Origin of the sequence: Phyllobacterium sp. YR531 (assembly GCF_000282595.1) — a bacterium.
Classification (GTDB): domain Bacteria; phylum Pseudomonadota; class Alphaproteobacteria; order Rhizobiales; family Rhizobiaceae; genus Phyllobacterium.
Genome location: NZ_AKIZ01000022.1, coordinates 235868 through 260132, shown reverse-complemented (window position 1 = coordinate 260132; position 24265 = coordinate 235868). Strand labels below are relative to the sequence as shown.

General features: G+C 49.9%; 24 protein-coding genes. 15 read left to right on the top strand and 9 right to left on the bottom strand.

Features of this window, described 5'->3' with window-relative positions:
• Positions 1-20: 20 nt before the first annotated feature.
• Genes araH through PMI41_RS14810 form a run of 3 tightly spaced genes read left to right on the top strand, consistent with a single transcriptional unit; the run spans position 21 to position 2595 of the window.
• Complete coding sequence (gene araH / locus PMI41_RS14820; RefSeq protein ID WP_008126156.1) at positions 21-974, top strand: L-arabinose ABC transporter permease AraH; 954 nt, start codon at positions 21-23, stop codon at positions 972-974.
• Positions 974-1813, top strand: coding sequence for an aldose 1-epimerase (locus PMI41_RS14815; RefSeq protein ID WP_008126155.1), 840 nt, complete (start codon positions 974-976; stop codon positions 1811-1813). The genes araH and PMI41_RS14815 overlap by 1 nt, the downstream gene beginning before the upstream one ends.
• A 5-nt stretch (positions 1814-1818) precedes the next feature.
• Positions 1819-2595 carry an SDR family oxidoreductase gene (locus PMI41_RS14810; protein ID WP_008126154.1) on the top strand — a complete coding sequence of 259 codons (777 nt, stop codon included), beginning with the start codon at positions 1819-1821 and terminating at the stop codon, positions 2593-2595.
• Between the two features lie 26 nt (positions 2596-2621).
• Here PMI41_RS14810 and PMI41_RS14805 read toward each other — a convergent pair whose 3' ends face one another.
• Positions 2622-2951 (bottom strand): hypothetical protein, encoded by a 330-nt coding sequence (locus PMI41_RS14805; protein ID WP_157179402.1) that lies wholly within the window; start codon positions 2949-2951, stop codon positions 2622-2624.
• 163 nt (positions 2952-3114) lie between these two features.
• Here PMI41_RS14805 and PMI41_RS14800 point away from each other — a divergent pair, with 163 nt between their 5' ends.
• Positions 3115-3573, top strand: a complete 459-nt coding sequence (locus PMI41_RS14800; protein ID WP_008126152.1) for a GNAT family N-acetyltransferase — start codon at positions 3115-3117, stop codon at positions 3571-3573.
• 12 nt (positions 3574-3585) lie between these two features.
• On the opposite strand, the gene PMI41_RS14795 is transcribed toward PMI41_RS14800, so the two are convergent.
• The 5 genes from PMI41_RS14795 to PMI41_RS14775 all read right to left on the bottom strand — a co-directional run bounded on the left by PMI41_RS14795 (position 3586) and on the right by PMI41_RS14775 (position 8197).
• Positions 3586-4179 carry a DUF1801 domain-containing protein gene (locus PMI41_RS14795; RefSeq protein WP_008126151.1) on the bottom strand — a complete coding sequence of 198 codons (594 nt, stop codon included), beginning with the start codon at positions 4177-4179 and terminating at the stop codon, positions 3586-3588.
• 26 nt (positions 4180-4205) lie between these two features.
• On the bottom strand, positions 4206-5111 hold the full coding sequence (locus PMI41_RS14790; protein WP_157179401.1) for a DUF930 domain-containing protein: 906 nt from the start codon (positions 5109-5111) through the stop codon (positions 4206-4208).
• Positions 5112-5284: 173 nt separating this feature from the next.
• Positions 5285-6145, bottom strand: a complete 861-nt coding sequence (locus tag PMI41_RS14785; RefSeq protein ID WP_040855256.1) for a sugar phosphate isomerase/epimerase family protein — start codon at positions 6143-6145, stop codon at positions 5285-5287.
• A gap of 127 nt (positions 6146-6272) precedes the next feature.
• On the bottom strand, positions 6273-7055 hold the full coding sequence (locus PMI41_RS14780; RefSeq protein WP_008126147.1) for a 3-ketoacyl-ACP reductase: 783 nt from the start codon (positions 7053-7055) through the stop codon (positions 6273-6275).
• A complete protein-coding gene (locus PMI41_RS14775) occupies positions 7052-8197 on the bottom strand; it encodes an acyl-CoA dehydrogenase family protein (RefSeq protein ID WP_008126146.1) in 1146 nt (381 codons plus the stop codon). Before PMI41_RS14775 ends, PMI41_RS14780 begins: the two co-directional genes overlap by 4 nt.
• Positions 8198-8413: 216 nt before the next feature.
• On the opposite strand from PMI41_RS14775, the gene PMI41_RS14770 reads away from it, so the two are divergent.
• Both PMI41_RS14770 and PMI41_RS14765 read left to right on the top strand, forming a co-directional pair.
• Positions 8414-9055 (top strand): TetR/AcrR family transcriptional regulator, encoded by a 642-nt coding sequence (locus PMI41_RS14770; protein WP_008126145.1) that lies wholly within the window; start codon positions 8414-8416, stop codon positions 9053-9055.
• A gap of 128 nt (positions 9056-9183) precedes the next feature.
• A complete protein-coding gene (locus PMI41_RS14765; RefSeq protein ID WP_008126144.1) occupies positions 9184-9939 on the top strand; it encodes an ABC transporter substrate-binding protein in 756 nt (251 codons plus the stop codon).
• A gap of 89 nt (positions 9940-10028) precedes the next feature.
• Here the strand turns inward: PMI41_RS14765 and PMI41_RS14760 are convergent, their stop codons facing one another.
• Positions 10029-10682, bottom strand: coding sequence for a DUF922 domain-containing protein (locus PMI41_RS14760; protein WP_008126143.1), 654 nt, complete (start codon positions 10680-10682; stop codon positions 10029-10031).
• An 85-nt stretch (positions 10683-10767) separates the two neighbouring features.
• On the bottom strand, positions 10768-11292 hold the full coding sequence (locus PMI41_RS14755; RefSeq protein WP_008126142.1) for a DUF992 domain-containing protein: 525 nt from the start codon (positions 11290-11292) through the stop codon (positions 10768-10770).
• Positions 11293-11739: 447 nt separating this feature from the next.
• Here PMI41_RS14755 and wecB point away from each other — a divergent pair, with 447 nt between their 5' ends.
• From wecB to PMI41_RS14725, 6 genes are all read left to right on the top strand, one after another.
• Positions 11740-12825, top strand: coding sequence for a UDP-N-acetylglucosamine 2-epimerase (non-hydrolyzing) (gene wecB / locus PMI41_RS14750; protein ID WP_008126141.1), 1086 nt, complete (start codon positions 11740-11742; stop codon positions 12823-12825).
• A gap of 2 nt (positions 12826-12827) precedes the next feature.
• The gene (gene wecC / locus PMI41_RS14745) at positions 12828-14096 is read left to right on the top strand and encodes a UDP-N-acetyl-D-mannosamine dehydrogenase (RefSeq protein ID WP_008126140.1); all 1269 of its coding nucleotides are present in this window, start codon (positions 12828-12830) and stop codon (positions 14094-14096) included.
• A 57-nt stretch (positions 14097-14153) separates the two neighbouring features.
• Positions 14154-15296: a glycosyltransferase family 4 protein gene (locus tag PMI41_RS14740; RefSeq protein WP_008126138.1), complete on the top strand. Its 1143-nt coding sequence runs from the start codon at positions 14154-14156 to the stop codon at positions 15294-15296.
• Positions 15293-16174, top strand: coding sequence for a glycosyltransferase family 2 protein (locus PMI41_RS14735; protein ID WP_008126136.1), 882 nt, complete (start codon positions 15293-15295; stop codon positions 16172-16174). The genes PMI41_RS14740 and PMI41_RS14735 overlap by 4 nt, the downstream gene beginning before the upstream one ends.
• 155 nt (positions 16175-16329) lie before the next feature.
• A complete protein-coding gene (locus PMI41_RS14730; protein ID WP_040854981.1) occupies positions 16330-17166 on the top strand; it encodes an ABC transporter permease in 837 nt (278 codons plus the stop codon).
• 12 nt (positions 17167-17178) lie between these two features.
• Entirely contained in the window at positions 17179-17925 is a 747-nt protein-coding gene (locus PMI41_RS14725) for an ABC transporter ATP-binding protein (protein ID WP_008126131.1), read from the top strand.
• A 51-nt stretch (positions 17926-17976) separates the two neighbouring features.
• Here the strand turns inward: PMI41_RS14725 and PMI41_RS14720 are convergent, their stop codons facing one another.
• Positions 17977-19095: a glycosyltransferase gene (locus PMI41_RS14720; RefSeq protein ID WP_008126129.1), complete on the bottom strand. Its 1119-nt coding sequence runs from the start codon at positions 19093-19095 to the stop codon at positions 17977-17979.
• A 178-nt stretch (positions 19096-19273) separates the two neighbouring features.
• Between PMI41_RS14720 and PMI41_RS24305 the strand changes: the two genes are divergently transcribed.
• From PMI41_RS24305 to PMI41_RS14705, 3 genes are all read left to right on the top strand, one after another.
• Complete coding sequence (locus PMI41_RS24305; protein WP_008126126.1) at positions 19274-21019, top strand: DUF3880 domain-containing protein; 1746 nt, start codon at positions 19274-19276, stop codon at positions 21017-21019.
• The gene (locus PMI41_RS14710) at positions 21012-22997 is read left to right on the top strand and encodes a glycosyltransferase (protein ID WP_008126124.1); all 1986 of its coding nucleotides are present in this window, start codon (positions 21012-21014) and stop codon (positions 22995-22997) included. Before PMI41_RS24305 ends, PMI41_RS14710 begins: the two co-directional genes overlap by 8 nt.
• 131 nt (positions 22998-23128) lie before the next feature.
• Positions 23129-23725: a DUF1796 family putative cysteine peptidase gene (locus PMI41_RS14705; RefSeq protein ID WP_008126122.1), complete on the top strand. Its 597-nt coding sequence runs from the start codon at positions 23129-23131 to the stop codon at positions 23723-23725.
• The last annotated feature ends 540 nt before the right edge of the window (positions 23726-24265 follow it).

Sequence of the window (24265 nt, the reverse complement as noted above, 5' to 3'; positions counted from 1 at the left end):
CTAATTTGAAAAGGCTTGATATGAATACGTCCCTTAAAAAAATCCTGCTCGGCGAACAGGGCCTGGTGGTAATATTTGTTCTGGCTTTTGCGATCGTTGCGGTCTTCGTTCCGAATTTTCTGACTGAACGTAATATGCTTGGTTTGCTGCAGTCGGTTGTTACAATTGGCATTGTCGCCTGTACGATGATGCTCTGTCTCGCTTCACGGGATTTCGATCTCTCCGTTGGTTCCACGGTTGCATTTTCTGGGATGATTGCAGTCATGGCATCGAACGCAACTGGTTCGATATTGCTCGGCCTTATCGCAGCGCTCATATGCGGATCACTGGTTGGCCTGATCAATGGCGTGGTTATTGCGCGGTTTCGCATCAATGCATTGATCACCACGCTGGCCACGATGCAGATCGTGCGCGGATTTGCCTTGATTTCATCTGATGGCCGAGCAGTCGGCATCAATGACCCAAATTTCTACCAGCTTGCCCTTTCGAAGTTTCTGGGTGTACCCACTCCAATCTGGGTGATGCTGGTTCTGTTCATTGCATTCGGATTCATCCTGAACCGGACAGTTTTCGGGAAGAACATTCTTGCCATGGGCGGCAATCCGGAAGCTTCGCGGCTGGCGGGCGTCAATGTTGTATCGATGCGCATCTGGATTTTTGCCCTTCAAGGCCTTGTATGCGCTATCGCCGGAATACTCTTGGCTTCACGCATTACATCAGGCCAGCCGAATGCCGCCACAGGCCTCGAATTATCCGTGATTTCCGCATGCGTTCTGGGCGGTGTATCGCTTGCAGGCGGTCGAGCCGCAATGACGGGTGTCATCGTTGGCGTTCTGATCATGGGCATTGCTGAAAATGTTATGAACCTGTTGAACATTCAGGCCTTCTATCAATATGTCGTGCGCGGATTGATCTTGCTGCTCGCGGTTCTGCTCGACAATTTGAGGTCCGGCGCTGCGGGCCGCAAGGGCTGATGCTTCGTTTATGCAATGAGGTGCTGGACGTTGAGATCAGTCTGAATGGCGGGGGTGTGACACGCGCAAACTATCGTGGGAAACCTTTTCTGTATCCAACACCCGTTGCATGCTTTCCTTTTGTGCCATTTGGCAATCGGGTAGCGGAGAACCAGTTTTACTTTCAAGAACGCAGATATGGGTTCACCGCAAACACGGCCACTGACACTCTCTATCTGCATGGCGATGGCTGGCAGGGAGCTTGGGTTCCCGTTCGGCAAACCGAAACCAGCATCGTCTTGACTTACGAACAGGGATCATCACCTCAGACGCCTTATCGCTACCTTGCCGAACAGACCATTTCAATTGATCGAAACATTCTTTCCTTGAGTCTGAAAATCGAAAACAAAGGCGAATTTGCGCTACCATTCGGACTTGGATTTCATCCGTTCTTCCCAAGAACCCCGAAGACACTTTTGCGGGCATTTGCACAGACTTTCTGGAGCGAAACAACTGGCCATCTGCCCGATAAGCCGGGGGCAGTTCCCGCAGATTTGGACTTTGACATTCTGAAAACCCTGCCTGATCGCTGGATCAATAATGCGTTCGCGGAGTGGGACGGAATCGCCCGGATAATCTGGCCAGAACTCCAGATGAGAGCGGAACTTGCAGCTGATCGCATATTCTCGCATTACATGATTTATGCTCCGCAACGCGAGGCTGATTTCTTTTGCTTTGAGCCGATGACCCATTTGCCCAACGGACATAATATGAGTGACCTTGGTGGTATGACTGTATTGCAACCTGGCCAGCAAATGGCCGGAAGCTTCCAAATACAAATTGAAGAAACAAGAAGGTAAGAACCATGGTGGGCCGGTTGTCTGAAAAGAACATCATGATAACAGGGGCCGCTCAGGGTATTGGCTATGCGATAGCGCAAGCCTGCATCAAGGAAGGAGCGAGCCTGCTTCTGATTGATACGGATGGACCTCTGCTAAAAGAAGCCATATCCCGACTGCCTACCAACGAATCGAAAGTCGTCTGGGTCGTTGCCAGCATTACCGATGAGGCGCTCATAGTGGATGCCGTAAGCCACGCAGCAAAGACCATTGGACCAATCAACGCATTAATCAACAACGCGGGAATAAATGTCTTCAACGAGCCGCTCGCCACAAGCGATGAGGAGTGGCAGCGCTGTTTTGACATTAATCTGAGGGGCGCTTGGAACTGCAGCAAAGCTGTTTTGCCCAATATGATCGCCAATGGTGGCGGCACAATTTTGAACATCGCTTCAACACATGCCTTCACCATTATTCCGGGTACATTTCCCTACCCTCTTGCCAAACATGCTCTGCTTGGAATGACGAAGTCATTAGGGATTGAATATGCCTCCAAAGGAATCCGCGTCAACGCATTGGCTCCGGGATATGTCGCGACCCAAAAGGTGATTGATTACTGGAATTCGTTTGCCGACCCCGAAGCTGCGAAAGCCAAGACAATGGCACTGCATCCCGGAGGGCGGATTGCCACTCCCGAAGAGATCGCATTGGCTGCGGTCTTTATGATATCGGACGAGTGTCCCTTCATGAACGCGACCTGCCTCACGATAGATGGCGGGTTAAGCGTTCAGCAACACGCCTGAATCAGGCATCAATCGAACTTGCAGAATTATGCCCGCTCAACCGCAGGCTGTTTTTGCACGCGGCGATGAATCCCGTGCTTGTTTGCCATGCTTTGCAACATCTTCTCGGTAGCAAATGGGAACTCGCGGCGAAGCTCCATCCATGACGATCGGGGAAACAGATCAGACAGGCGCACAATTTCCTGCATGGTCCAATTGTGTTTGCTTGGTGAAAGATTGAGCCTGCGACATTGCCCACGAATTGCTGCTGGACTGCGCGTCGGCAGCAATTCCGACAGTCTGACATAGTTCGGATAGAACCTGCGGACTATGGAGATTTCTTTTTCAGTCCATGGACCGGTTTGGTATGTCGACATGGCAATTTGCATACGGAATGAATCCGCCTTCTTGTATGACAAGTTGAGTTTCGCGATTTATGAACGATCCTGTAAAGTAATCAATTACAACTAGTTGTGAGGGAGCGCAAATATTGGCGAAATTGTGGTCACCTCAATCCAACTTTATAATGGGAATGAAACCATGTTGACGCTGATATTTCGCAAGGCTGTGCAAAGTGACCTGTCCCATTTGATTGCGCTGCTGGCAGATGATGAGATTGGACAAACGCGAGAAGTTGTTTCTGATCCGGTAGATGGTGCATATATTCAAGCCTTCAGAGCAATTGGAGACGATCCCAACCAACTTCTGGTGACAGTCCTGCATGACGAAACAATCATCGGCTGTATGCAGCTTTCCTACATTCCCGGCCTTTCACGTAGCGGCATGTGGCGCGGTCAAATCGAGAGTGTGCGAATCGCTGCGGGTTACCGGGACCAAGGCATCGGTCGGCGCATGATTGAATGGGCGATCTCAAATTTCAAAGAGCGCGGTTGCGGTCTCGTCCAATTGACCTCGGACAAAACACGGCTGGATGCTTTAAGATTTTATGCCTCGCTCGGGTTCAACCCCACCCATGAAGGTTACAAGCTATCGCTGTAGCAATCGGAAAGGCTAGTCGTCCAAACCTTTGCCCTCGAGAATTTTTGGCAATGATTTTTCGATTCTGGCTTCACGGGTTTTGGATTGTTTGGCTGATGAAAAGTGAAGAAGATATGCCCGCTGCCGTCCAGGTGTCAGTGCTTCGAAAGCTTTTTTCAGGGTCGTTTTATTGTCGAGCCTGCTCTGAAACTCTTCTGGAACAGCGAACTCTCTGGTCTTCTTGAAATCGACCTTCAAACCGGCCTTTTGCAATTCTATCGCTTCCTGAATGTAATTCTTCAAAACCGCCTGAACCCCAGCAACTTCGGGCAAACTGGTAAACCTTATCTGGCGCGCAGATTGTACGTTCTTCGTTTGTTGGATGAGGATACCGGCAGGGTCTTTCAACAGAGCCCCCTGAATAAACAGCATGGCGCAATATTCTTTAAACCCGTGTATCAGTACGATATTGCTGCCCTGATACGTGTAACAAGGCACACCCCATTTCAGCTCTTCAGTAAGATCGCATTCGAGAGCAATTGCTCTTAGTGCCTCAAATTCCGTTTTCCATTTCGTTGCCTTATTCAGAAACGAATCGACCTTCGGATTTGTATTATTCTTTGTCATATTACCCCCGCTCCTGAGCTCACACGTCAGTCAATCAAAAGACCGCGGCCACTCCATTCACTTTTCGGGACTGCATCACCCACTGCAAAACTAAACGAGACAACCTTGCTCCTGCTGTTGTCGACAGTACATTTGAAGTTGATGTTGTACCAATCTCCTCTGCTGCGGAAAGCCCCGCCACTCGCATTTAAAGCGTAATCCGAAAGCCGTTCACCTGAACGACTGTAAGGCACAAGAAGATCGGGGAACGAACCTGGTCTTTGACGTCTCACCTGTTCCAGCGCCTCAATCGTGCAAAGCTGTTTGATACGGTCGCTAGCTGACATTTTGCGGGCTGACTGCCTCACCCTGAAGCTTGAAAGCGATTCCTCTGAAAAAAGCTGCTTGGCTGGCGCGAGATTGCTCGGCTTTTCGGTCGGTTTGGTTTCTGCAGATTCTGCCGATTGCTCTGCTTTAGCTTCCGGGCGTGTTTTTTCTTCGGGCGCTGGCTTCATACCGTCCGGCGAAATCGGCTTTTCAGGCTCTTTTGGCTTCTGAGCTTCCGTGGCTTGTTCCGGTTTTGGCTTTTCATCTGCGGTATCCGGCTTGGATTCTTCGGGAGCAATCACAGGCGGAAGTTCTGTTTCCTTGGTTTTCTGCTCAGCTTTGGCAGTGGCTGCTGAAAAGGATGGAGCGCCACCGGCAGGTAGAGGAGTGGGCGCGGGCGTTGGTGTGGGTTGGGATTTTTCTGCAGCTTTCGGCGGAGCAGCGGGGGGCGGAACAAGTTTTACTTCGATATTTTCCTTTGGTGCAGGCGTTTTTTCAATCGACAGACCAGTCCACAGCAATAGTCCGATGGAGATATGCAGAGCGAGTGAAACCGGCACACCGAGTTTTAGCCTTTTCCAGGGTTTCGTCGCATACTCAAACATGACTGGAAGATAAGCGATCACGTGGACAAAACCCATATGTGCAGTGAGCTTTCAACCATCACATCCTTACATCGTAAAGAATATATCGAAAGCCTGCATCGCAGATGCACCTGCTCTGACCTGCGGATTTACATTCCTGATTGACTGATAACAAGGCTCAAAGCGTCGATGGAGGCAACCACCTTCCATTATGCTCAGCAAACCGTGCGAAAACGTTCCAGGCAAATATCAAGCACTTCATTCGGATCGCGCTTCCACCAGTTATGCGCCGAGAATATCTCCACCTCGCAGAAACCTTTATAACCAGCAGATTCCACCGCCTTCCGAATTGACCTCAGATCCGAAACACCGTCGCCCATCATGCCCCGGTCAAGCAACACATCCTGAGTGTCTGCCAGCCAGTCGCAGAGATGATAACCGGCAATCCTGTCGCCGCCGAGACGAAGCAATTCTTGCCCGAGTGTCAGGTCCCACCAGACGTGATAGACGTCTATGGCAACACTAACCGCCGGGTGCGCAATCTGCTCACACATATCTACCGCATCACGAACGGTGACAAGACAGGAACGATTGCCACCATAGGCAGGATGAAGCGGCTCAAGCGCCAGCTTCACTTTTGCAGACTGGGCTTCATCGGCGACCTCTGCAACTATTTCCCGCACTTGTTTCAAGCTCTCTGTCATACTGTGCGAACCTGGCACAATTCCGCCCACACATATGGTGAGACATGACGCACCGAGGTCTGACGCTACAGCTAAAGAAGCACGAAAGTCATCCAGAACAGCACTACGGGTTGGAGGTGCTAACGGCCCAACCAGAAATGGTGAACGGCACAATCCACTGACGGTCAGACCGGCAGCGCGCGTTCGCTGACCAATTTCGAATGCCCGTTTGCCGACTTCCCGCCGCCAATAGGTGATCGCGCCGTAGCCTCGTTTAGCGCAAGCATCTATTACCTGTTCCGACGACCAGCCAGCACCCTGACCATCAAGATTGTGGCCAAGCGTTGCCGTGTTGAGAGCGAGCGACGAATGATCCTTTGAGAAATCTCGCATGATTTCAGACACCATAAGTGACAAGCTTGAAGTGATGCGAGAACGAATTTGTCTCGGTCGGCTTTCTTTTCAACAACAGCGACAGAAAAACTGCCGTATCAGGAAGCTGGACATCCATGACATTTCCTTAGAACCGCGAGACGAGCATGCCGGCATCGGCAGAGATGATCTGACCTGTGGTGTAAGGAAGTTCGCCTGTAGCGAGCGTAGTGATAATCCGGCCGACATCTTCCGGCTTGCCGAACCTTGGCAAAAGCGTCAGTCCCTCATCGTCGATACGACGTTGATACATATCCCGCACTGTTTTCGTCATATCGGTTTCAATAACACCAGGCTGAACATCGTATACTGAGATCTCTTCGCTGCCGAGACGAACGGCAAAAACCTTGGAGGTCATGGCGGCGGCAGCTTTTGATGCGCAATATTCGCCGCGCTGAACTGCTACAGCTAGCGCATTGGATGAGGTCACATTGATAATACTATAGAACCGTTCATCATTTCGGTCGCGAGAAAGCAGCCTTCTGGCAAAAGCCTGGTTCATGAAAAAATGAGCCTTGGCATTGACCGCCATGCAACGGTCGTAACTCTCTTCGGTAACGTCCAGCAAATCGCCGCGTGATAAAACTGACACTCCGGCATTGTTCACTAACGTTGATAGCGGACCGATGCCGGACTCTGCGCGCTCCAGCATCTCATCGTGCAGTTTGATGATACTCACATCGCCCACGATTTTTATTGCGTTGGCCCCAGTGGCTTGCACTGCCTTCAGGGCTATATCAAGCTCTACATCATCAACAGGAGCGTTCAACGCAATATCAAAGCCTTTATTCGCCAAGCACAGCGCCGTCGCCAAGCCAATCCCCCGGCTTGAACCCGTTATGAAAGCCGCATGTCTATTCTTCAAGCTCATCCCCGTGCCCCGTGCTTCACCAGTTCGCGCGCGATGATCATGCGTTGTATCTGGTTCGTGCCTTCATAAATCTGCGTGATCTTTGCATCGCGATAAAGCCGCTCGACTTCGAAACCACGAATATAACCGCTGCCTCCGAAAATCTGCACGGCATCCGCTGTCCTCGCGACAGCCATATCGCCTGCAAAGCATTTTGCCATAGAGCACGCTTTCGTTGCGTTCTCACCGCGATCAATCTTTATCGCAGCACTGTGCACCAGAAGTCGCGAAGCTTCGATATCCTTCGCCATATCAGCCAATAACCACTGGACTCCCTGAAAATCACTGATTTTCGAACCAAACTGCTTGCGTTGTTGGGCATAGTCGAGAGCAGCTTCGAGTCCGGCCTGTCCTATGCCAACAGCAAGTGAAGCGATCCCCACACGCCCTTTGTCAAGAACGCTCATCATCATGTGGAAGCCCCTGCCCTCCTCACCCAAAAGCGCCTCGGGCGGCAAAATGACATCGGTAAAATTTAGCGCGCCGACCTGGCTGGCCCGCTGGCCCATTTTGTGTTCTTTCGGCCCGCGCTCCACGCCCTTGGCATGCAGATCGACAATGAAGATACTCATTCCCTTGTGACCAGCCGCCTTATCCGTTCTTGCAAGGACAAAACCAACATCTGCGACGGGGGCATTGTGGATCCATATCTTGCCGCCGTTCAATTTCCAGCCGGAACCATCCCATTCAGCAGTCGTGCGGATGCCCGATACATCAGTACCGGCTTCCGGCTCTGTAATGCAGTAAGCCACTTTCGTCTTTCCGGCCATACAGGAAGAAAGCCAATGAGCGCGTTGCTCGTCCGTACCGTGCCTGACCAGCAGCGTGGTAATCAACTCGACCAAACCGCATTGATCGGCGATGGATGCATATCCGCGAGAGAGTTCCTCCATCACAACCGAATAGGCGAGTGTGTCAAAACCCGGACCTCCCATTGCCTCTGGAACGCATATGCCAAACAGCCCCAGCTGGCCCATCTGTTCGTAAATTTCTACTGGGAAGCGTTCCTCATGGTCCAGCGACTCTGCAACTGGTCGAATGACATTCTCTGCAAATTGCCGCGCCATGTCCTGGACCTGCTTGTGACCTTCTGTAAGGTACATTGCCTCCTCCTGATAATTATGTAACCATTTAGTTACTTGTTAATACCACAAAGTCAATGCAGTCACGAAGAACAGGCGACGCTATTGTGCGATATGGGACTCAATTTGAACGATCAGGCTTTGCTATGTATTGCCAGCCTTCCTGAGGTAATCTGAAACGACTCGAAGCTTCCCTGCCATAGGTGCGGGCGGGATCATGCAAATAGGGGAACCGCCATGGCCACGCCAGAAAAAGCAAAACCTCGCCTGCGGGATGCCGAGGCTACCCAAAAACGGATTTTGGAAGCAGCCAAGAAAGAGTTTGCAAAAAATGGTTTGGGTGGCGCGCGCGTGGACGTGATTGCAGAGCGTGCATCGGCCAACAAGCGTATGATTTATCATTACTTTGAGAGTAAAGAGACGCTGTTTCAAAGAGTACTCGAGGACGCCTATACCGATATCCGGCAGGCAGAGCAAAAATTGGAACTGGGCCATCTGGATGCCAGAACCGCACTTGAAACCTTCGTACGCTTTACATGGAAATACTATTTATCCAATCCGGAGTTTCTAACGCTGGTTAATAGTGAGAACCTGCACAAGGCCAAGCATCTCAAGAAATCGAACGTCATCCACGTTCCAAGCCGACGCCTTGTCTCCATGGTGGAGGGAATTCTCAATCGCGGTGTAGAGGAAGGAACGTTTCGCGAAGGTGTTGATCCTGTCCAACTCAACATAACGATAGCGGCTATTGGCTATTACTATCTTACGAACCGTTTCACGGGGTCAATCCTTTACGAGCAAAACTTGATGGCGCCCGAAGCCTTGGAAAAGCGGCTGGACTTCAATGTTGAAACCATCATGCGTCTGGTTTCTAAATAGCGGCTGATGGTATGATCTGTCGTCGCTGCGCAGAACAGACAAAATGTAAAAAACAGCTTCGCAATTTTCTCTGTTCATCTACTCTGGTTTTGCGGAACTTGATCTTCGCCAAAAAAAGAGGATGGAACATGAATAAGTTACTTATAATAACTGCCGCCATAGCAACGCTAACGACGGCTGCAAGCGCTCAGGACGCTCCCATACGTATCGCTACCGAAGGTGCTTATCCTCCGTTCAATACATTGAACGCCGATGGCACATTGGCGGGTCTGGATGTTGATATGGCGAATGCTCTTTGTGAAGAGATGAAGGCAAATTGTACAATCGTTGCGCAAGATTGGGATGGAATAATTCCAGGATTGATTGCCAAAAAGTATGACGCAATCATCGCTTCGATGAGCATCACAGAAGATCGCAAGAAGCAGATCGATTTCACCAACAAATATTACACTACACCACTGGCTGTAGTTGTTCCAAATGACAGCGCACTTCCAGGTGTGACTGTTGCGGACATGAAAGGTAAAACCGTCGGCGCTCAGGCAGGCACAACGCAGGCCAACTACGCCACCGATGTGTATGGAAAGGCCGACGTTAACGTAAAGCTTTATCCAACTCAGGATGAGGCCGCAGCGGACATGACAAACGGCCGCATTGATGCGCTCATCTCGGACAAGTTTGTAGTGGTCGATTGGCTCAACAATGCCGGGAAGGAGTGCTGCAAGATGTTGGGTGACGTTCCGGGCACTGAAACGGAAGCGGGCATTGGTATCCGCAAGGGCGATGACGTGCTCCGAGAACGCTTCAACAGAGCAATTGATGCGATCGTCGCGAACGGGACGCACAAAAAGATTGTCTCCAAGTATTTCCCTTTTGATATTTACTGATCTTCAAAGAAGCTATCCGGCCACCATCCGGATAGCTTTCTCAATAAAGCACCTGTGCTTCCTATCAAAAATGGCTTGGTACCGGCAGATCAGGGTCCGTTTACCAGTTTGAGGATCAGTTGCTGAATGTTGCCACCACCACTCATTTCGTCTCGATCGAAATCACGGCTTTTCTGCCGCTGTTGCATTGAGAGCGCTGAAAGCCGGGTTTGCATTTCAGATCGGATTTTCTGGCAACCGGGATCTTCTGGCACAGATAAACCGAGAGTAGATGCCTCTATTGCCTGCACCATGTCTTTGATCATCTGGCCATGTACCAACTCGTGGTTCTTTACTCCTGTGATAAAGACATCCCAACTCTTGCTCACGTCTTCGGGTAGACGCTCTGACGGCTTCGGAAGCGTGTACGTAATTATCAATTTTGGCCGCGCGACAACCAGCTTGCAGGCATTGTCCGCCTGACGCTCATACTTTCGCGTCCATGTCAGTTTAAAATTGGTATGCGCAATGGTTCGGACTCTTCCACCCAGCTGCGGCCCTCTTTCGCCGATTGACGCATAGAGTGATGCCCCCGATTTACCAGCTATGGCATAAGCATCGATTTTTTCGACGGCAGTCCACTGCGCCAGCGCCACTTTGGGGACTGACAAAAGTAGAGCAGACAGAAAAAGAGGGAAAAGAATCTGGAATTTCAAACCGGCCTCGCTGGCAGTGATAAGGTGTTCCGTAACGCAATGGAACATGCTCACAATTGCAACGATTCGGCCAGCCGTGCGCCTTGAAGGGTTACTGACCCCGCCCACCAAGCAGGTGGGGTCAGTTACTGGATTAGTTGACCGATGCCAGTGTCATCGATGTTCCGGTAGCAGCAACATTCAGACCAATCTGACCTGTGACGCTAACCGCCTGAAGGTGGATCGAACCCGATGTGCCGCCAAACAGGACATTGGTACCAATACCGGCGCCCACAGTTGCTTCAGCTGTAGCGCCACGATACAGGCCGCTCAGAGAACCATGATGATAGCCCGCTGTTGGAGCGAAAACGGCCCAAATCAAACGGCTGCGCGTCGTAAAGCCAAGGTCTACACCAAGCTTCCTGATCGCACCTGAATAGGTGTCAACACGCTCTCCGCCCATTGTTGACCGGAACTCGCAACTAACTTCTTTGGCGGAGCCGAGCACATAGCCTACACCACCAGCGATTGAGCAATCGAGATAGCCAATCCGTACGCCATTGCGCACATCTTGCTCTTCGAATGTCTGTTGCTGTTGCAAGTCGGCTGCTTGAGCCATTGTTGTTCCGGCCATTGCCAGCGACCCTACGGCAAACGCCATTGCAAGAGTCTTGTTCATGCTTCTCTCCTTACTAAAACCCTGACCGACACAAGGTGCCGGGTTGTCCCGTCCGCGAACTCAGCGATAGATCAGAACGTTATTGCAACGATCCCAATCCAGAAAGGTTGCAACGACGTCAACCTAATGCACGTGGGCGCAATGACAGACGATTCACAAATCTACGGGCATTAGGACATTTTAAAGGCATTTATGCTGCATGCCGAAAACTTTAAAAAAATGGGTCAACGCAGAGTTTTATCCGGCGCAATTTACAAACAGCCGATAAATGAAACGATTGTAAAAAAATGTGCGCTTCTTATGAAATGCATGCCCGTTAACCGCTCATTATCTCAAACGATCAGAGCCAATCACACCATTCTGAGCCACTAGTTACCATAGAGGGTTGTGTTTTTGCGGTAATTTCTGCCATAAGCCGTCGCATACGGCGGCAGAGTGGATGAATACATGAAGTTTGCAATTGTTTGCGGAACACGGCCAGAGGTTATTAAAATAGCGATGCTTCATCGTTATTTGCGCGAAATACCAGGCGTCGAGGTCATACTCATATCAACGGGACAGCATCGTGAGATGATTGCACCGCTTTTCGATTGGTTTGAGATCACCCCCTCGTATGACCTGTCACTGATGCAACCCGGTCAAACCCCTCAGGGCCTACTGGCAAGAGCCCAATTGGCCTTGGACGACGTTTTAGAGTCCGAAAAACCTGATCTTGTCATTGTACAAGGTGACACATCGACAGCATTGGCTGGAGCGCTTGCGGGCTATCACCGCAAGATACCCGTAGCTCATATTGAGGCCGGATTGCGGACAGGCGATATATATTCTCCGTTCCCTGAAGAAGGTAACCGATCACTCATCGGCCGCCTCGCTACATGGCATTTTGCCCCGACTCAACGCGCAGTGGACGTGCTTGAAAAGGAACGCGTTCCAGGGACCATTCATCTTGTAGGCAACACCGTAGTGGATGCGCTGCAGTGGACAGCTGACAGAGTAGAAGCAAAAGAGGCTTCTGATCAAAAGGTCGTTTTGATCACGGCACACCGCCGCGAGAATTTCGGCAATGCCATGAATGAAGCTTTGGGAGCAATTGCCGATATAGCGCGGCAATATCCTGACGTGCGTTTTGTATATCCCGTGCATCGCAATCCGAATGTGCTGGAACTGGCCCATACGGTTTTTCAAGGTGTCGCCAACGTTGAACTGATCGATCCACTGCCCTACCCCCAGATGGTCGATCTGCTCAGGCGCTCTTATCTGGTTCTGACGGATTCCGGCGGCATTCAGGAAGAAGCCCCAACCTTTGGTATCCCGCTGATTATCATGCGTGAATCGACAGAGCGCAGTGAAGTTATCGATGTGGGCATTGGCCAGTTGGTAGGAACAAATGCTGTTCGCATTCGTGAATTGGCCAAGCATTTCCTCGACAATCCATCCGAGCGAGAAAAGATCGCTTCGATTCCAAATCCCTTCGGCGATGGCACTACATCACAACAGATTGGGGACATTCTTGTCCAATCGCAATCGGAGTAAGTATGAACTCTAGCATCCCTTTCAAAACAATCTCCATTGTCGGTCTCGGTTATATCGGGCTGCCAACCGCAGCAACCTTCGCTACACGTGGCGTCAGCGTCATCGGAGTTGACGTAAGCGAGCGCGTCGTTACCAAGTTGAATGATGGCAAGGCGCATTTCTCGGAGCCTGATCTCGACATCTTGTTGGAAGCTGCTGTCAGCACGGGCAAACTCCGTGCAGTAATGACGCCAGAGCCAGCAGATGCGTTCATCCTCGCGGTGCCCACCCCCTTCCTTGAAGATAAATCCGCCGATCTCAGCTATATAGAAACTGCTTCAAGATCGATCGCCAAGGTGCTGAAAGCAGGCGATTTGATTGTGCTGGAATCGACGAGCCCAATCGGCACAACGCAAAAAGTGTGCGAGTGGATTGCGGAAGAGCGCCCAGACTTGAATCTTCCGAACGAAAACAAAAGTGGCGATATCAGTGTCGCCTATTGCCCGGAGCGCATCCTCCCGGGTCGCATGGTTTTCGAACTGGTCGAGAATGATCGCATAATCGGTGGCGTGAGCGAAACCTGTGGAACGCGAGCGGTAGAACTCTACAAACTTTTCGTCCGTGGAGCACTGTTGAAGACACGGGCGCCTACGGCGGAATTGGTCAAGTTGATGGAGAACGCCTACCGCGACGTCAACATCGCATTTGCCAACGAGCTGTCGGTTTTGTGCGAACACATGCAGATGAATGTGTGGGAGGCGATTGCCCTTGCCAACAGGCATCCGCGCGTCAACATATTGTCCCCCGGTCCAGGCGTCGGCGGACATTGTATTGCAGTTGACCCGTGGTTCCTGATCTCAGCGGCTCCGGAAAAAACAGCATTGATGGCCGCGGCGCGGCAGGTCAATGACGACAAGCCAGAATCTGTACTTGTGCAGGTGAGAAGTCAGATGGAACGTTTCAAGCGTCCCGTGGTTGCCTGTCTGGGGCTCGCTTACAAACCTGATATTGATGATCTTCGTGAGAGTCCGGCAGTTCACATCGTGAAGTCGCTTGCCAATGATGATGTCAAGCTTCTCGTGGTTGAGCCGCACATAGACGCCTTGCCGAAAAGCCTCGCCGGACAAAAGAATGTAGTCATGACGTCAATCGATCAAGCGTTGGCCGAAGCAGATATCATCGTCTTGCTGGTTGGGCACAATGCATTCAAGCAGATTCGTCGCGACACGTTGCTTCGGCGTATCGTCATCGACACTGTCGGCATCTGGCAACCAAAGCCTGACTTCAATTGAGGAGCTAAACCAATAGCTCCGTACTGCAGCTTATTGTTTCAAAATGGGGGCAGATGATTGTCGGCGCGAAAGCTTGTTTTTCTCATCACTGAGGATTGGTTTTTTTGCTCGCACTTTCTTGTGCGGGCAAAAGCTGCTCAAGCTGACGGGTACGAAGTCGTCGTTGTGACCCGCGAAGACAAGGCTGCAGAAAAAATCCGCAAAGAAAACATTAGTGTAATACCCTTGAGTTTAGGGCGCTCCAGCATCAATCCGATTGCAATGTTGTCCGAAATTCTCAAACTTGCAGCGATTTATCGCCGGGAGAAACCGGATATTGTACATCACATTGCAATGAAGCCGATTATCGTCGGCGGTGCTGCATCTTATCTTGCAGGCGTTAAACGTATCGTCAATGCACCTGTGGGGATGGGGTTTGTCTTTTCTTCCAGCAGCTGGAAAGCTTCACTGTTGCGACCTGTCTTCAAAACATTGCTGACAAAAATTTTCCACCAGAAGAACAGCGTCACCGTTCTCGAGAATAAGGATGACCTTCAGGAACTGGCTGCGCGAAAACTGGCCCCCGAAATCTCCATGGTGCTGATTGAGGGAGCCGGCGTCGACACGCAGATTTTTTCTGTGGGCGAAAAGCACAGTACTCAGCCGGTTATTATGCTTGCATCCCGCATGCTGTACGAAAAAGGTATTGAGCGTTTCGTCGACGCTGCAAAACGAATAAAGGCCAAGGGTATGAATGCACGATTTGTGCTTGTTGGAGCGCCCGATGCAGGCAATCCGACTTCCATACCTGAAAGCCAGTTAACCACTTGGGGACAGGCAGGATTTATTGAGTGGTGGGGCCATTCGGACGAAATGGCAAAAATTCTGGCTTCCGCAGATGTTTTCTGCCTACCATCCCATTACCGGGAAGGCCTTCCCAAAGTCTTGCTGGAAGCTGCAGCATGCGGCTGCGCCATCGTTACTACGGACGCTCCCGGCTGCCGTGAAATCGTTATTGATGGCAAAACAGGGTTTCTTGTCCCGCTGAACGATCAGGAGCGCTTGGTAGAAGCTTTGGAGACATTAATCCTGGATCCGTCCCTCAGGCTTTCTCTTGGAGAAGCTGCTAGGAAGCGGGTTGAAGAGAAGTTCACCGATCAGGTCGTGGTGGAAAAGACACTCAATGTTTACCGACGCCTGACCGCGAGTACTTCCAATTGAGCCCAACGGAAACATCCAGTGTTCAAAGACAACGGGTTTCCATCGTGATCCCGTATTTCAACCAACGAGTTGACCTGATTCGATGTCTTGATTCACTGCGGCCGGAGTTGATAATTGGCGACGAGATAATTGTCATCGATGACGCGAGTACCGATCATCCTGACCTCAATGCGTCGAGCGATCTGCCTGTCCAACTTATAAGACATTCGCAAAATCAGGGACCATCTGAAGCGCGCAACAATGGTGTAAAGCAGTCAAACAATTCACTCATCGCGTTCATGGATGCTGATGACATTTGCCGTCCGAACAGAATCGCAGTGCAGGCAGCGTTTCTTTCGGGGCATTCTGATTTCTTCGGGTGCGTGGGCGACTACTCGTTTGAACGGCGTGAAAACTCCGCACACGTTAAAGTACTGCACGACCAATTACCGGGGGACGTCCGTCGGCAACTTCTTTGCGGACGTATCTTCGCTGCAGGAAGTACTTTGATGGTGAACAAGAGTCAGTTCACCGCTATTGGCGGCTATGACAAAAATCTGCGGGTTTATGAGGACTGGGACCTGTTGTTGCGGGCACTTCGTACATCCCCCATAGGCCATTGTGGCCAACTGATCGCTGATATCTCTTCTTCTACTCGTGCAGCTGATCTGGATCGCAGGTTAGCAGCAATAACAACACTGACGGAGCGGCATATGCCTTTTTATGAGGGGGCGGAAAAACGCATGTTTAAACAAGCGCTTGCCTATGAAAAAGCCAGTGCCTATTTACGCGCTCGTAACGGTTTTCACGGCGGTGCTGCACTGTTGGAAGCATTTCTGCTTGCCCCCGTTGCATTCCTATCAAGACTTACAGGACGCGTCATATTTGGAAAGACCTGAGCGCTGAAGCTGCAATTGCAACATGAAGTTGTCGCACCCGGCTGTCATCGCGTTGACCGAAACTATGACAGCCGCTATATGCACCTCAACACGGATGGCTAGAAGCGCAACCAGCACAGCCCTAGTGATAGATGGATTGATTATTGGAACAGTCGTTGAATAATTTGACCTCTGCCAAAGAGGTGCCGCCCGCTAATGGGCTTGCAACGCTTGTTGGAATAGCTCTGCAAGATATTGTTGCCGGAGCGCGGCACTACCGGCTTTGGCTCGCTCTGGCAAAAGAAGACGTACTGGACGCATATCGCCATACCAGCATAGGTGTGCTCTGGGCGGTATTTTCTTTCTCGTTCTACACGATTTCCATAGTCCTGGTATTTGGTTTGGGCGCGAGCCTGCCAAACAAACTGTATATTGCCCATCTCGTTACAGGGCTTCTTGCATGGAACTTTATCTCGCCGATCGTGAACCAAGGCGTAACTGTTTTCACATCGCAGGTTTCCTATATAAAAGGCAGTAAACTCCCGCTTTCGTTGTTTACGTACCATGTCATGGCCAGAAACCTCATGCTTGATGGTTTTGCAGCGTTGGGTGGAATCGGGTTTCTGATATGGAGTGGTTACCCATCCAGTTGGGTTGCTCTCGCAGCTCTGCCCGCAATCGGGTTTTTCATTTTTACTGCAATACCTGTGCAATTGCTGCTCGGCTCGTTGGGTGCCTATACGAGAGACGTAAAACAGATCATCGAAAACGTTATGCGTTCCGTTTTCTTTCTCACGCCCGTAATTTGGACGGCAGCCCCCGGTACGCATCGTGAGATTATCGCCAGATATAATCCGTTTACCAGCTATATCGAGATATTCCGCATCCCCATCCTTGAGGGTCGCATTCCTTGGGATAATTGGCTGGAGTGCTTGATTATGACGGGGTCCATCTGGGCTGTTGCTGTGCTTATCTTTGCAGCAACCCGGCGCCATATTGTTTTCTGGCTGTAGGATATCTGCAAAGTGAAATCATCCATAATCGCTGAGAACCTTTCGCTGGAATATCGCATGCATAAAAAGCGGCGAATAATTCCCGGCTTCAAGCGAAAGGGCGAGATACCGCTTCCACAGAGTACCGTTGGCGGAGATTTTGTTTTCAGCCGCAAACAACCCAAATTACGTGCGCTGAACGATCTCTCCTTCACTCTGGAACCTGGTGATCGATTGGGCCTGATCGGCGCTAATGGTGCCGGAAAATCCACCCTTCTCATGGTCTTGGCACAGATATACCAGCCGACAGCCGGTCGCCTGACCGTCGAGGGGCGCGTTGATGCCCTCTTCAACATAGGATTGGGCTTCCGCCCGGAAGCAACAGGCCGGCGAAACATCGTTCTACGCGGATTGATAAATGGTTGGAGCTCCAAGCTCATCGCGGAAAGAATGGATGAAATTATCGAGTTCAGTGAATTGGGTGATTTTATCGATATGCCCTATAAAAGCTATTCTCAGGGCATGGCTGCGCGTCTGGCATTCTCTATCGCCACGGCTGTCACACCGGAGATATTGCTCCTTGATGAATGGATTGGTGCCGGTGATACGGACTTCCAGAAAAAGGCCAAAGATCGGATGTTAAATCTGGTTGAGGATGCCGGAATTATGGTTATCGCTTCCCACAACCACAGTTTGTTAAAGCAGACATGCAACAGGATTTTGCACCTTGAACATGGCCGCATCCTCAAACTGGGTCCTGTGGACGAAGTTATCGCATAGGCTATTCAAGCCTATAATTCTGATCAAAGTCACTGCGCCTCGTGACCAGCTTCATACGCCCAAAGATTGAAGCATTGTTGAGACGATGGAAACCCACTCATATTCTTGTGGTGGCGCTATATTGTGCGCTCCGCGGCGAAGCTCTATTGCCTCGTCAATCTTCTCGATAAATGCTTCGGGAGAGTTGTAAAAAATTACCGCAGCTTCCTGCATATGAGGCACAGGTATGGAGGTCACAACGGGCAGGCCTGCGGCCAGATACTCATAAAGCTTGATAGGGTTTATGGCATTTATGGCGTCCATACTTTTTGCGGATGTGAACGGAATTATTCCCACCGTTGCAGCTTGCATATAGCCGGGCATTGTTGCGTACGGCTTTTGCCCCAATTCAAAAACATTGTCGGGAAGATTGAACTCGGGCTGTACCGCTACTTTTCCAACGATAACATACTGGTATTGCGGCCGCGACATAGCCGCGTGAGCGATTATCCTCCAGTCAAACCAGGCTTCGATCGCTCCAGCATAGAGGATGCAGGGTCCTTGGGATGGCATGTCCGATGGTATGGAGGTTTTTGTACGGAAATGGTCAATATCGACACCGTTTGACACAAAGACCACTTTACGGGCACCGGCATTGCGGGCAGTTTCCTCAAGTTTGGGAGACGTGATCAGCACAGCGTCAAAACCAGATAGGGACTCTTTCTCCTCCTTGCGCATGGCAGGTGTGAGAACATCAAAAAGCCTGCTGTCATCTGCGAGTCTATACGCCGAAGTTTTTGCTTGAACGTTCATCGCCGCCTTGATCAGCGACGGGGACCCACACAGAACCAAATCCGGGCTTTGAAAAGCTGTTCCTTTTAAGGCTCTGGGCAAGGATGGCCACACCAATCTGCTGAGCTGCAAGGCTATATTGGAGCGCAGAAGTGGCAGATTGGCATGCGGAATGAGCGAAAACGGACTTAGCAGAGAAATTCCCCGTTCTCCTGAGGAACGAACCCTTTTCGAGGCAAGCCGCCCGCGCCGGCGACCTAAAGCAATGTGAAGTGGTGAAAAAGCCGGCTCCACGTAAAGGACTTCCCAGCCCAGCCGAACCAAAGCGCGGGCAATGTGGTGCAGGCCATAGGGTGTATCGTTCCAAGGATGGGCACCGATAATCACAGCTGTTAACAAAATGCAATTTCTCTCTTCAATATCTTCAAAGTTGCGTCCGCTTAAAAGCCGGATACCATGATCTTACGCCAGCCTGGTCAAACCGCAGATGGTGAAATCCGCCAAGCTATTGACAGATAAAGTCATTCTATACAGACACCTTAATAGAATTTTCTATGTTGCAAGGGTTCGGAAAGCAATGCCAGTCGTCAAACAACTATGGACAGCCCTGCGCCGTTATAAAAACCTGCCTGTGCAGCAATCAAGAGTCATGACATCTGGCTCTCCCCGCCCCTTCAGCAAGGTAGCAAGAGAGTATGCAATTCGAGCAATAAAGTTAGTCCCCTACGGCGAAAAATACGCTCTCATGTTACTGTCCGGCTGGCGTAAGATGAACCGCCGGGGACGAGCGACCTATGGTAAAAAACGTTCCTATCAGGCTGAGACAAGCAGCCTGTCACTAGCCTCAGAACTTCGCGTTGCAACAATACTGGATGAGTTTTCCCACGGAAGTTTCGAGGGTGAATTTCAATCCATACCTATTGAACCGGACAACTGGCGGGAGCTGTTCGAAAAACAAAAACCGCAAATATTTTTCTGCGAATCCGCTTGGTCAGGCAAGGATTCAGTACGCCGCCCCTGGAAAGGAAGAATCTACTCCAGTGTTAACTTCAAGAACGAGAACCGCCATGTTCTGCTGGACGTTCTCGCTTATTGCAGCGCCAACCGGATACCAACAATATTTTGGAACAAGGAAGACCCGGCCCATTATTCGGACAAGGTTCACAATTTTATCGAGACAGCCAAGCTGTTTGACTTTGTTTTCACGACTGCTGAAGAATGTGTTGAGGATTACCGGCGGGATCACGGCTGCAAGAATGTTTACGCGCTGCCATTTGCTACGCAACCTCGGCTGTTCAACCCTATAGAACCTGCTTCAAAGCGATCCTCCGACATTGTATTTGCAGGTAGCTGGTACGCCGTGCACAAGGAACGCTCACAATTAATGGAGCAAATTTTTGACGGCCTGCTGAGCGATCAGCAGACGTTGAAGATTTATGATCGATATTTTGGAGAGGATGACACTAATCACCATTTCCCCGAGCGATATCGTGATTATTTGAATCCACCAATTCCTCACGAGAAGCTGGCAGAAGTATATAAATCAAGTCGATATGGGCTCAATTTCAATACGGTTACGACGTCCACCACAATGTTTGCACGCCGGGTTTTTGAACTCATGTCGAGCAACACGCTCGTTCTGTCCAATTACTCGGTCGGCATGGAGAGGATGTTTGGAGACTGTGTTGTATTTCTTGATCGCGAACCTGATCGACTTGGGTCCTTGTCAGACTTGCAAATTGATGAATTGCGCGAGAAAGCGCTGACGCTTGTTCTTAGCAAGCATACCTATAAGCAGCGCTGGGAATACATGCTTGAAAAGGCAGGAATTCCCTTCAAGAAGGAAGACAACTCAACCACTATCATCTGTACTATAGCTAATCGTGCAGACGCACAGGCGGCGTTGGACTTTTTCTCCGTACAACAGACGACAGTGCCAGAGACGCGTCTCCTGCTTCTGCTTTCAGATGCTATTCCTGATGATCAAATTGCCTCATACTATCAAGACTTCAATCGCTTTGGCGTTACAGTAACGGCCAGATCATTCACACCTCGTTATCGTAGCGCTTCGTATGATCTGATAGAGACCCGCAACCTACTGGTGGTAATGCCGGACAATTTCCCTCGAAACGACTGGCTCAAACGCGCACTTTTACATCTTGAATATGCCAGTCACCAACTGCTGTCACCCGCGAATGAGATCAATAAATATAGTTTAACCGAAGTTGAAAACGGACATCCCCTCTTGGGCCGAGCGGTCTCCTTCGGGCCTTGGTTGAATTCCGGTGATGACCTGATTGTGAGTTCCGTTCTAAATGTATGAGCAAACAACAGAATTAAGCGTTTCAATTGTTATTCCATGCTTCAACGCACGCGGTAAAATTGATCGGTGCCTTGGTTCGCTGCGGCGAATTGAATTCCCGCAAGACGCATACGAAGTGATCTTCGTCGATGACTGCTCGACCGATGGAACCTATGAACTTCTTATCGCAGAATGCAGTACACAATCCAATTGGAGTGTGGTGCGGTTAGAAACCAATAGCGGATCACCATCCCGCCCACGAAATTTTGGAACCAAACAGGCTAGCGGACGATACATCATTTACCTTGATTGCGATGATGAAATCCTGCCGGATACGTTGAGCGTTCATTATGAGCACGCTCAAGCGACAAATGCCTCTCTGGTCCGCGGATATCTGATCGCAGAAGACGGTCGAACCCGTCGCGAAATGAATAAAATATCATCTTGGACAAAAAATCTGTCCAAGGTTGACCGCATCCAAAGAATGCTTGTTGATCAGAGCACAACTACAGTCAGTCTTATCAGAAAATCACTACTCGAGACGCATCAGATCGAATGGCCAGAAGACATAAGAATGAGTGAAGACACACTCTTTCTTATTGAAATCTTATGTGCAGCAGACATCATCGAATACGTGGATCACGCCACTTTCATATACCATAAAAAAGCATCAAACGTACCATCAAGCACACAGCTTTATGGTGCACGCGAACTGAAAGATCATTTGTTTGTCTGGCAGGAAGTCGAACTCAAACTCAGACAGCTTTCGCTCAGTTATTATAAGCTGCGCCTTCATATAAGCTTGAAGGCTGCAATCAACGCGCTGATTTTCCATAATCGCGGCGATGTCGATAAAAGCATTTTTGAGCGGTTCTCCGACTTTATAAACTTGGTCTGGGCCACAGTCAGACCATTCATTCACAGCAATCGCACAACAGAAATTTTACAAGCGGCATTGAAGCGCGATTTTGATGCCTTCAACAAGCTTTGCCGCCCTCGGATGGTGGTGGCCGGTCAGGATTTGAAGTTTATAACGCCGGCAATCAATTCTCTGAGTAAACATTTTGATATTCGCATCGACGAATGGGAAGGTCATGATCACCATAATCGTGGGAAAAGTTGGGAGCTGTTGGAATGGGCGGAATTTATCTGGTGTGAATGGTTGCTCGGTAACGCGGTATGGTACTCAGAAAATAAACGCCCAGACCAAAAGCTGGTAATTCGAATGCATCGCATGGAACTGACCCGCGATTTTGGGTCCATGTTGCAGATCGAAAATGTCAACGCCATCATTAGCGTATCAGTTTTGTTTTTCGAGCGTTTGCTCGAGCGATTTCCTTCTATTCCACGCTCGAAAGCTCGTTTAATACCGAATTATTCAAATCTGGGTCCCGAAGATGAAAACCCTACTGAAGAGCGCCTTTTCAAGCTGGCCATGATTGGCATTGTACCAGCAAGAAAAGGCTTCAAAAATGCCTTGGAGATATTGAAGCAGCTTCGTGAAAAAGACTCGCGATACGAGTTGGACGTTTATGGGCATGGTCCGGAAACATTTACATGGATCACGCGTGATCCGGTTGAGATGGCTTATTATGAAGATTGTCAAACTTTTATAAAAAAACATAATTTGTCTGACGCGGTGCTTTTTCGAGGTAGATGCGACCTGCCAAGAGAACTTAAAGAGCGCAAGATTGGCTTTGTCCTGTCAGTCAGCGATTCACATAATCTCTTCCCGGGTTTTGAAAGCTTTCACCTTGCGGTCCTGGATGGCTATGCAGGCGGAGGGCAGAGCGTTGTTCTCAGATGGGACGGTTGTGAATACATCTATCCTGACAACATGATTTTCGATTCCAAGGCAGAAATCGTAGAATATATTTCGCACATGACCCTTGACCGGTTCTATGCTGGCTCTGCCATTGGCCGGAAGATGATCGAAGATCAATACACAGAAACTCATTTTGTCAGCGCGGTGAAAAAGCTATTCTCGGAATGGACTTGAAAATCCTCATTCCGTTGCGTGTTTACCGCTACGTGTTGCATCATCAGCATATCAGTTAACTTGCGACGCGCGAACTTGTGCGTTATCGATCCTCATGCAACTTAATACAACTTTGACTTGAGAAGGCCGTCATGTTTGTGAGTATTGGTACCGCATGCGTGGTTTCGCATCAATTGAAGCGGATCAACCTGCAACAAGAAAGCCTTTTCTATGACTGGGTGGTTAGCCCACACGCTAAACTGGTGGAAACCCTGGGGCTGGACGTTGAAGAAACACTGTTCCGAAAAGGTGTCGCGTTTCCGCAGGTGGGTAAGTATCTCACAGATTTGGGGACAGGATTAAACTTTTATCCTCACGACTTTAAGGGCATCATTGAACGCGACATACACTTGGTCAATGAGCAGATCGAAGCAGTGCGAACGAAGTATCTTCGTCGGGCCGAGCGTATGAGAGCCATTTTCTCATCCGGGGAAAAGATATTCGTGGTACGCCACTTTTTTTCCGAACCCCTGGAAAATCTTCCCGGTCAGCAAAAAGAAATAAGCGAAACACTATCGAAACATTATCCTCAAACTGAATTTAAGTATGTTTGGGGAAGTGAACTTCCATCCGCGGGATTCCAACCTCACATCGGTAGATTGTATCATTTTCCAGCGCACACGGTCTGGACCGGTGATGATGCAGCTTGGGAAAGTGCTTTTCTAGATTCACGCGCTGCAGCCGCATGAGTGCCGGTGAAGAGAGCAGCTATCTGCAAGAAAATTCCCTTTGGATCATTCTTTCCATTGAAGCCAACAATTCTGTTAATCCTACGTGCGAGCCAAGTTCATGAGTGAAAAAAAACCAGTTGCTGGTCAAAGCGGCATCAGCATGCCCGACACGAGCGATCGGATTACCGAAGCGTATAACGGATCACTGGGTCCAGACTTTATGCGTTCCACGAAGGAAAGGGTTCACTGGCTGGCTTCTAATGCATCTGGAAGTCGCATTCTTGATGTCGGATGTAGTCAAGGCATAGGTCCGATCCTGCTTGGACGCGAAAACAAGTCAGTCGTCGGTGTTGATGTCAATCAGGTCTCGATCAAACAGGCCAACAGCTTCCTCAAAACAGAATCGGCTGCTGTGCAGAAGAATGTAAAGTTCATCTGCGCCGACTTTCTCACCCTTGAATTTGACGCGCCTTTCGAAACCGTTGTTTTGGGAGAGGTATTGGAACATCTGATCCACCCGGATCAGTTTATCGCCCGGGCAGCTCACTTACTGACCGA

Excerpts from the sequence above, each read along its gene's own strand:
- araH (WP_008126156.1), top strand. The coding sequence starts at position 21 with ATGAATACGTCCCTTAAAAAAATCCTGCTCGGCGAACAGGGCCTGGTG.
- PMI41_RS14815 (WP_008126155.1), top strand. The coding sequence starts at position 974 with ATGCTTCGTTTATGCAATGAGGTGCTGGACGTTGAGATCAGTCTGAAT.
- PMI41_RS14810 (WP_008126154.1), top strand. The coding sequence starts at position 1,819 with ATGGTGGGCCGGTTGTCTGAAAAGAACATCATGATAACAGGGGCCGCT.
- PMI41_RS14805 (WP_157179402.1), bottom strand. The coding sequence starts at position 2,951 with ATGTCGACATACCAAACCGGTCCATGGACTGAAAAAGAAATCTCCATA.
- PMI41_RS14800 (WP_008126152.1), top strand. The coding sequence starts at position 3,115 with ATGTTGACGCTGATATTTCGCAAGGCTGTGCAAAGTGACCTGTCCCAT.
- PMI41_RS14795 (WP_008126151.1), bottom strand. The coding sequence starts at position 4,179 with ATGACAAAGAATAATACAAATCCGAAGGTCGATTCGTTTCTGAATAAG.
- PMI41_RS14785 (WP_040855256.1), bottom strand. The coding sequence starts at position 6,145 with ATGCGAGATTTCTCAAAGGATCATTCGTCGCTCGCTCTCAACACGGCA.
- PMI41_RS14780 (WP_008126147.1), bottom strand. The coding sequence starts at position 7,055 with ATGAGCTTGAAGAATAGACATGCGGCTTTCATAACGGGTTCAAGCCGG.
- PMI41_RS14775 (WP_008126146.1), bottom strand. The coding sequence starts at position 8,197 with ATGTACCTTACAGAAGGTCACAAGCAGGTCCAGGACATGGCGCGGCAA.
- PMI41_RS14770 (WP_008126145.1), top strand. The coding sequence starts at position 8,414 with ATGGCCACGCCAGAAAAAGCAAAACCTCGCCTGCGGGATGCCGAGGCT.
- PMI41_RS14765 (WP_008126144.1), top strand. The coding sequence starts at position 9,184 with ATGAATAAGTTACTTATAATAACTGCCGCCATAGCAACGCTAACGACG.
- PMI41_RS14760 (WP_008126143.1), bottom strand. The coding sequence starts at position 10,682 with ATGTTCCATTGCGTTACGGAACACCTTATCACTGCCAGCGAGGCCGGT.
- PMI41_RS14755 (WP_008126142.1), bottom strand. The coding sequence starts at position 11,292 with ATGAACAAGACTCTTGCAATGGCGTTTGCCGTAGGGTCGCTGGCAATG.
- wecB (WP_008126141.1), top strand. The coding sequence starts at position 11,740 with ATGAAGTTTGCAATTGTTTGCGGAACACGGCCAGAGGTTATTAAAATA.
- wecC (WP_008126140.1), top strand. The coding sequence starts at position 12,828 with ATGAACTCTAGCATCCCTTTCAAAACAATCTCCATTGTCGGTCTCGGT.
- PMI41_RS24305 (WP_008126126.1), top strand. The coding sequence starts at position 19,274 with ATGCCAGTCGTCAAACAACTATGGACAGCCCTGCGCCGTTATAAAAAC.
- PMI41_RS14710 (WP_008126124.1), top strand. The coding sequence starts at position 21,012 with ATGTATGAGCAAACAACAGAATTAAGCGTTTCAATTGTTATTCCATGC.
- PMI41_RS14705 (WP_008126122.1), top strand. The coding sequence starts at position 23,129 with ATGTTTGTGAGTATTGGTACCGCATGCGTGGTTTCGCATCAATTGAAG.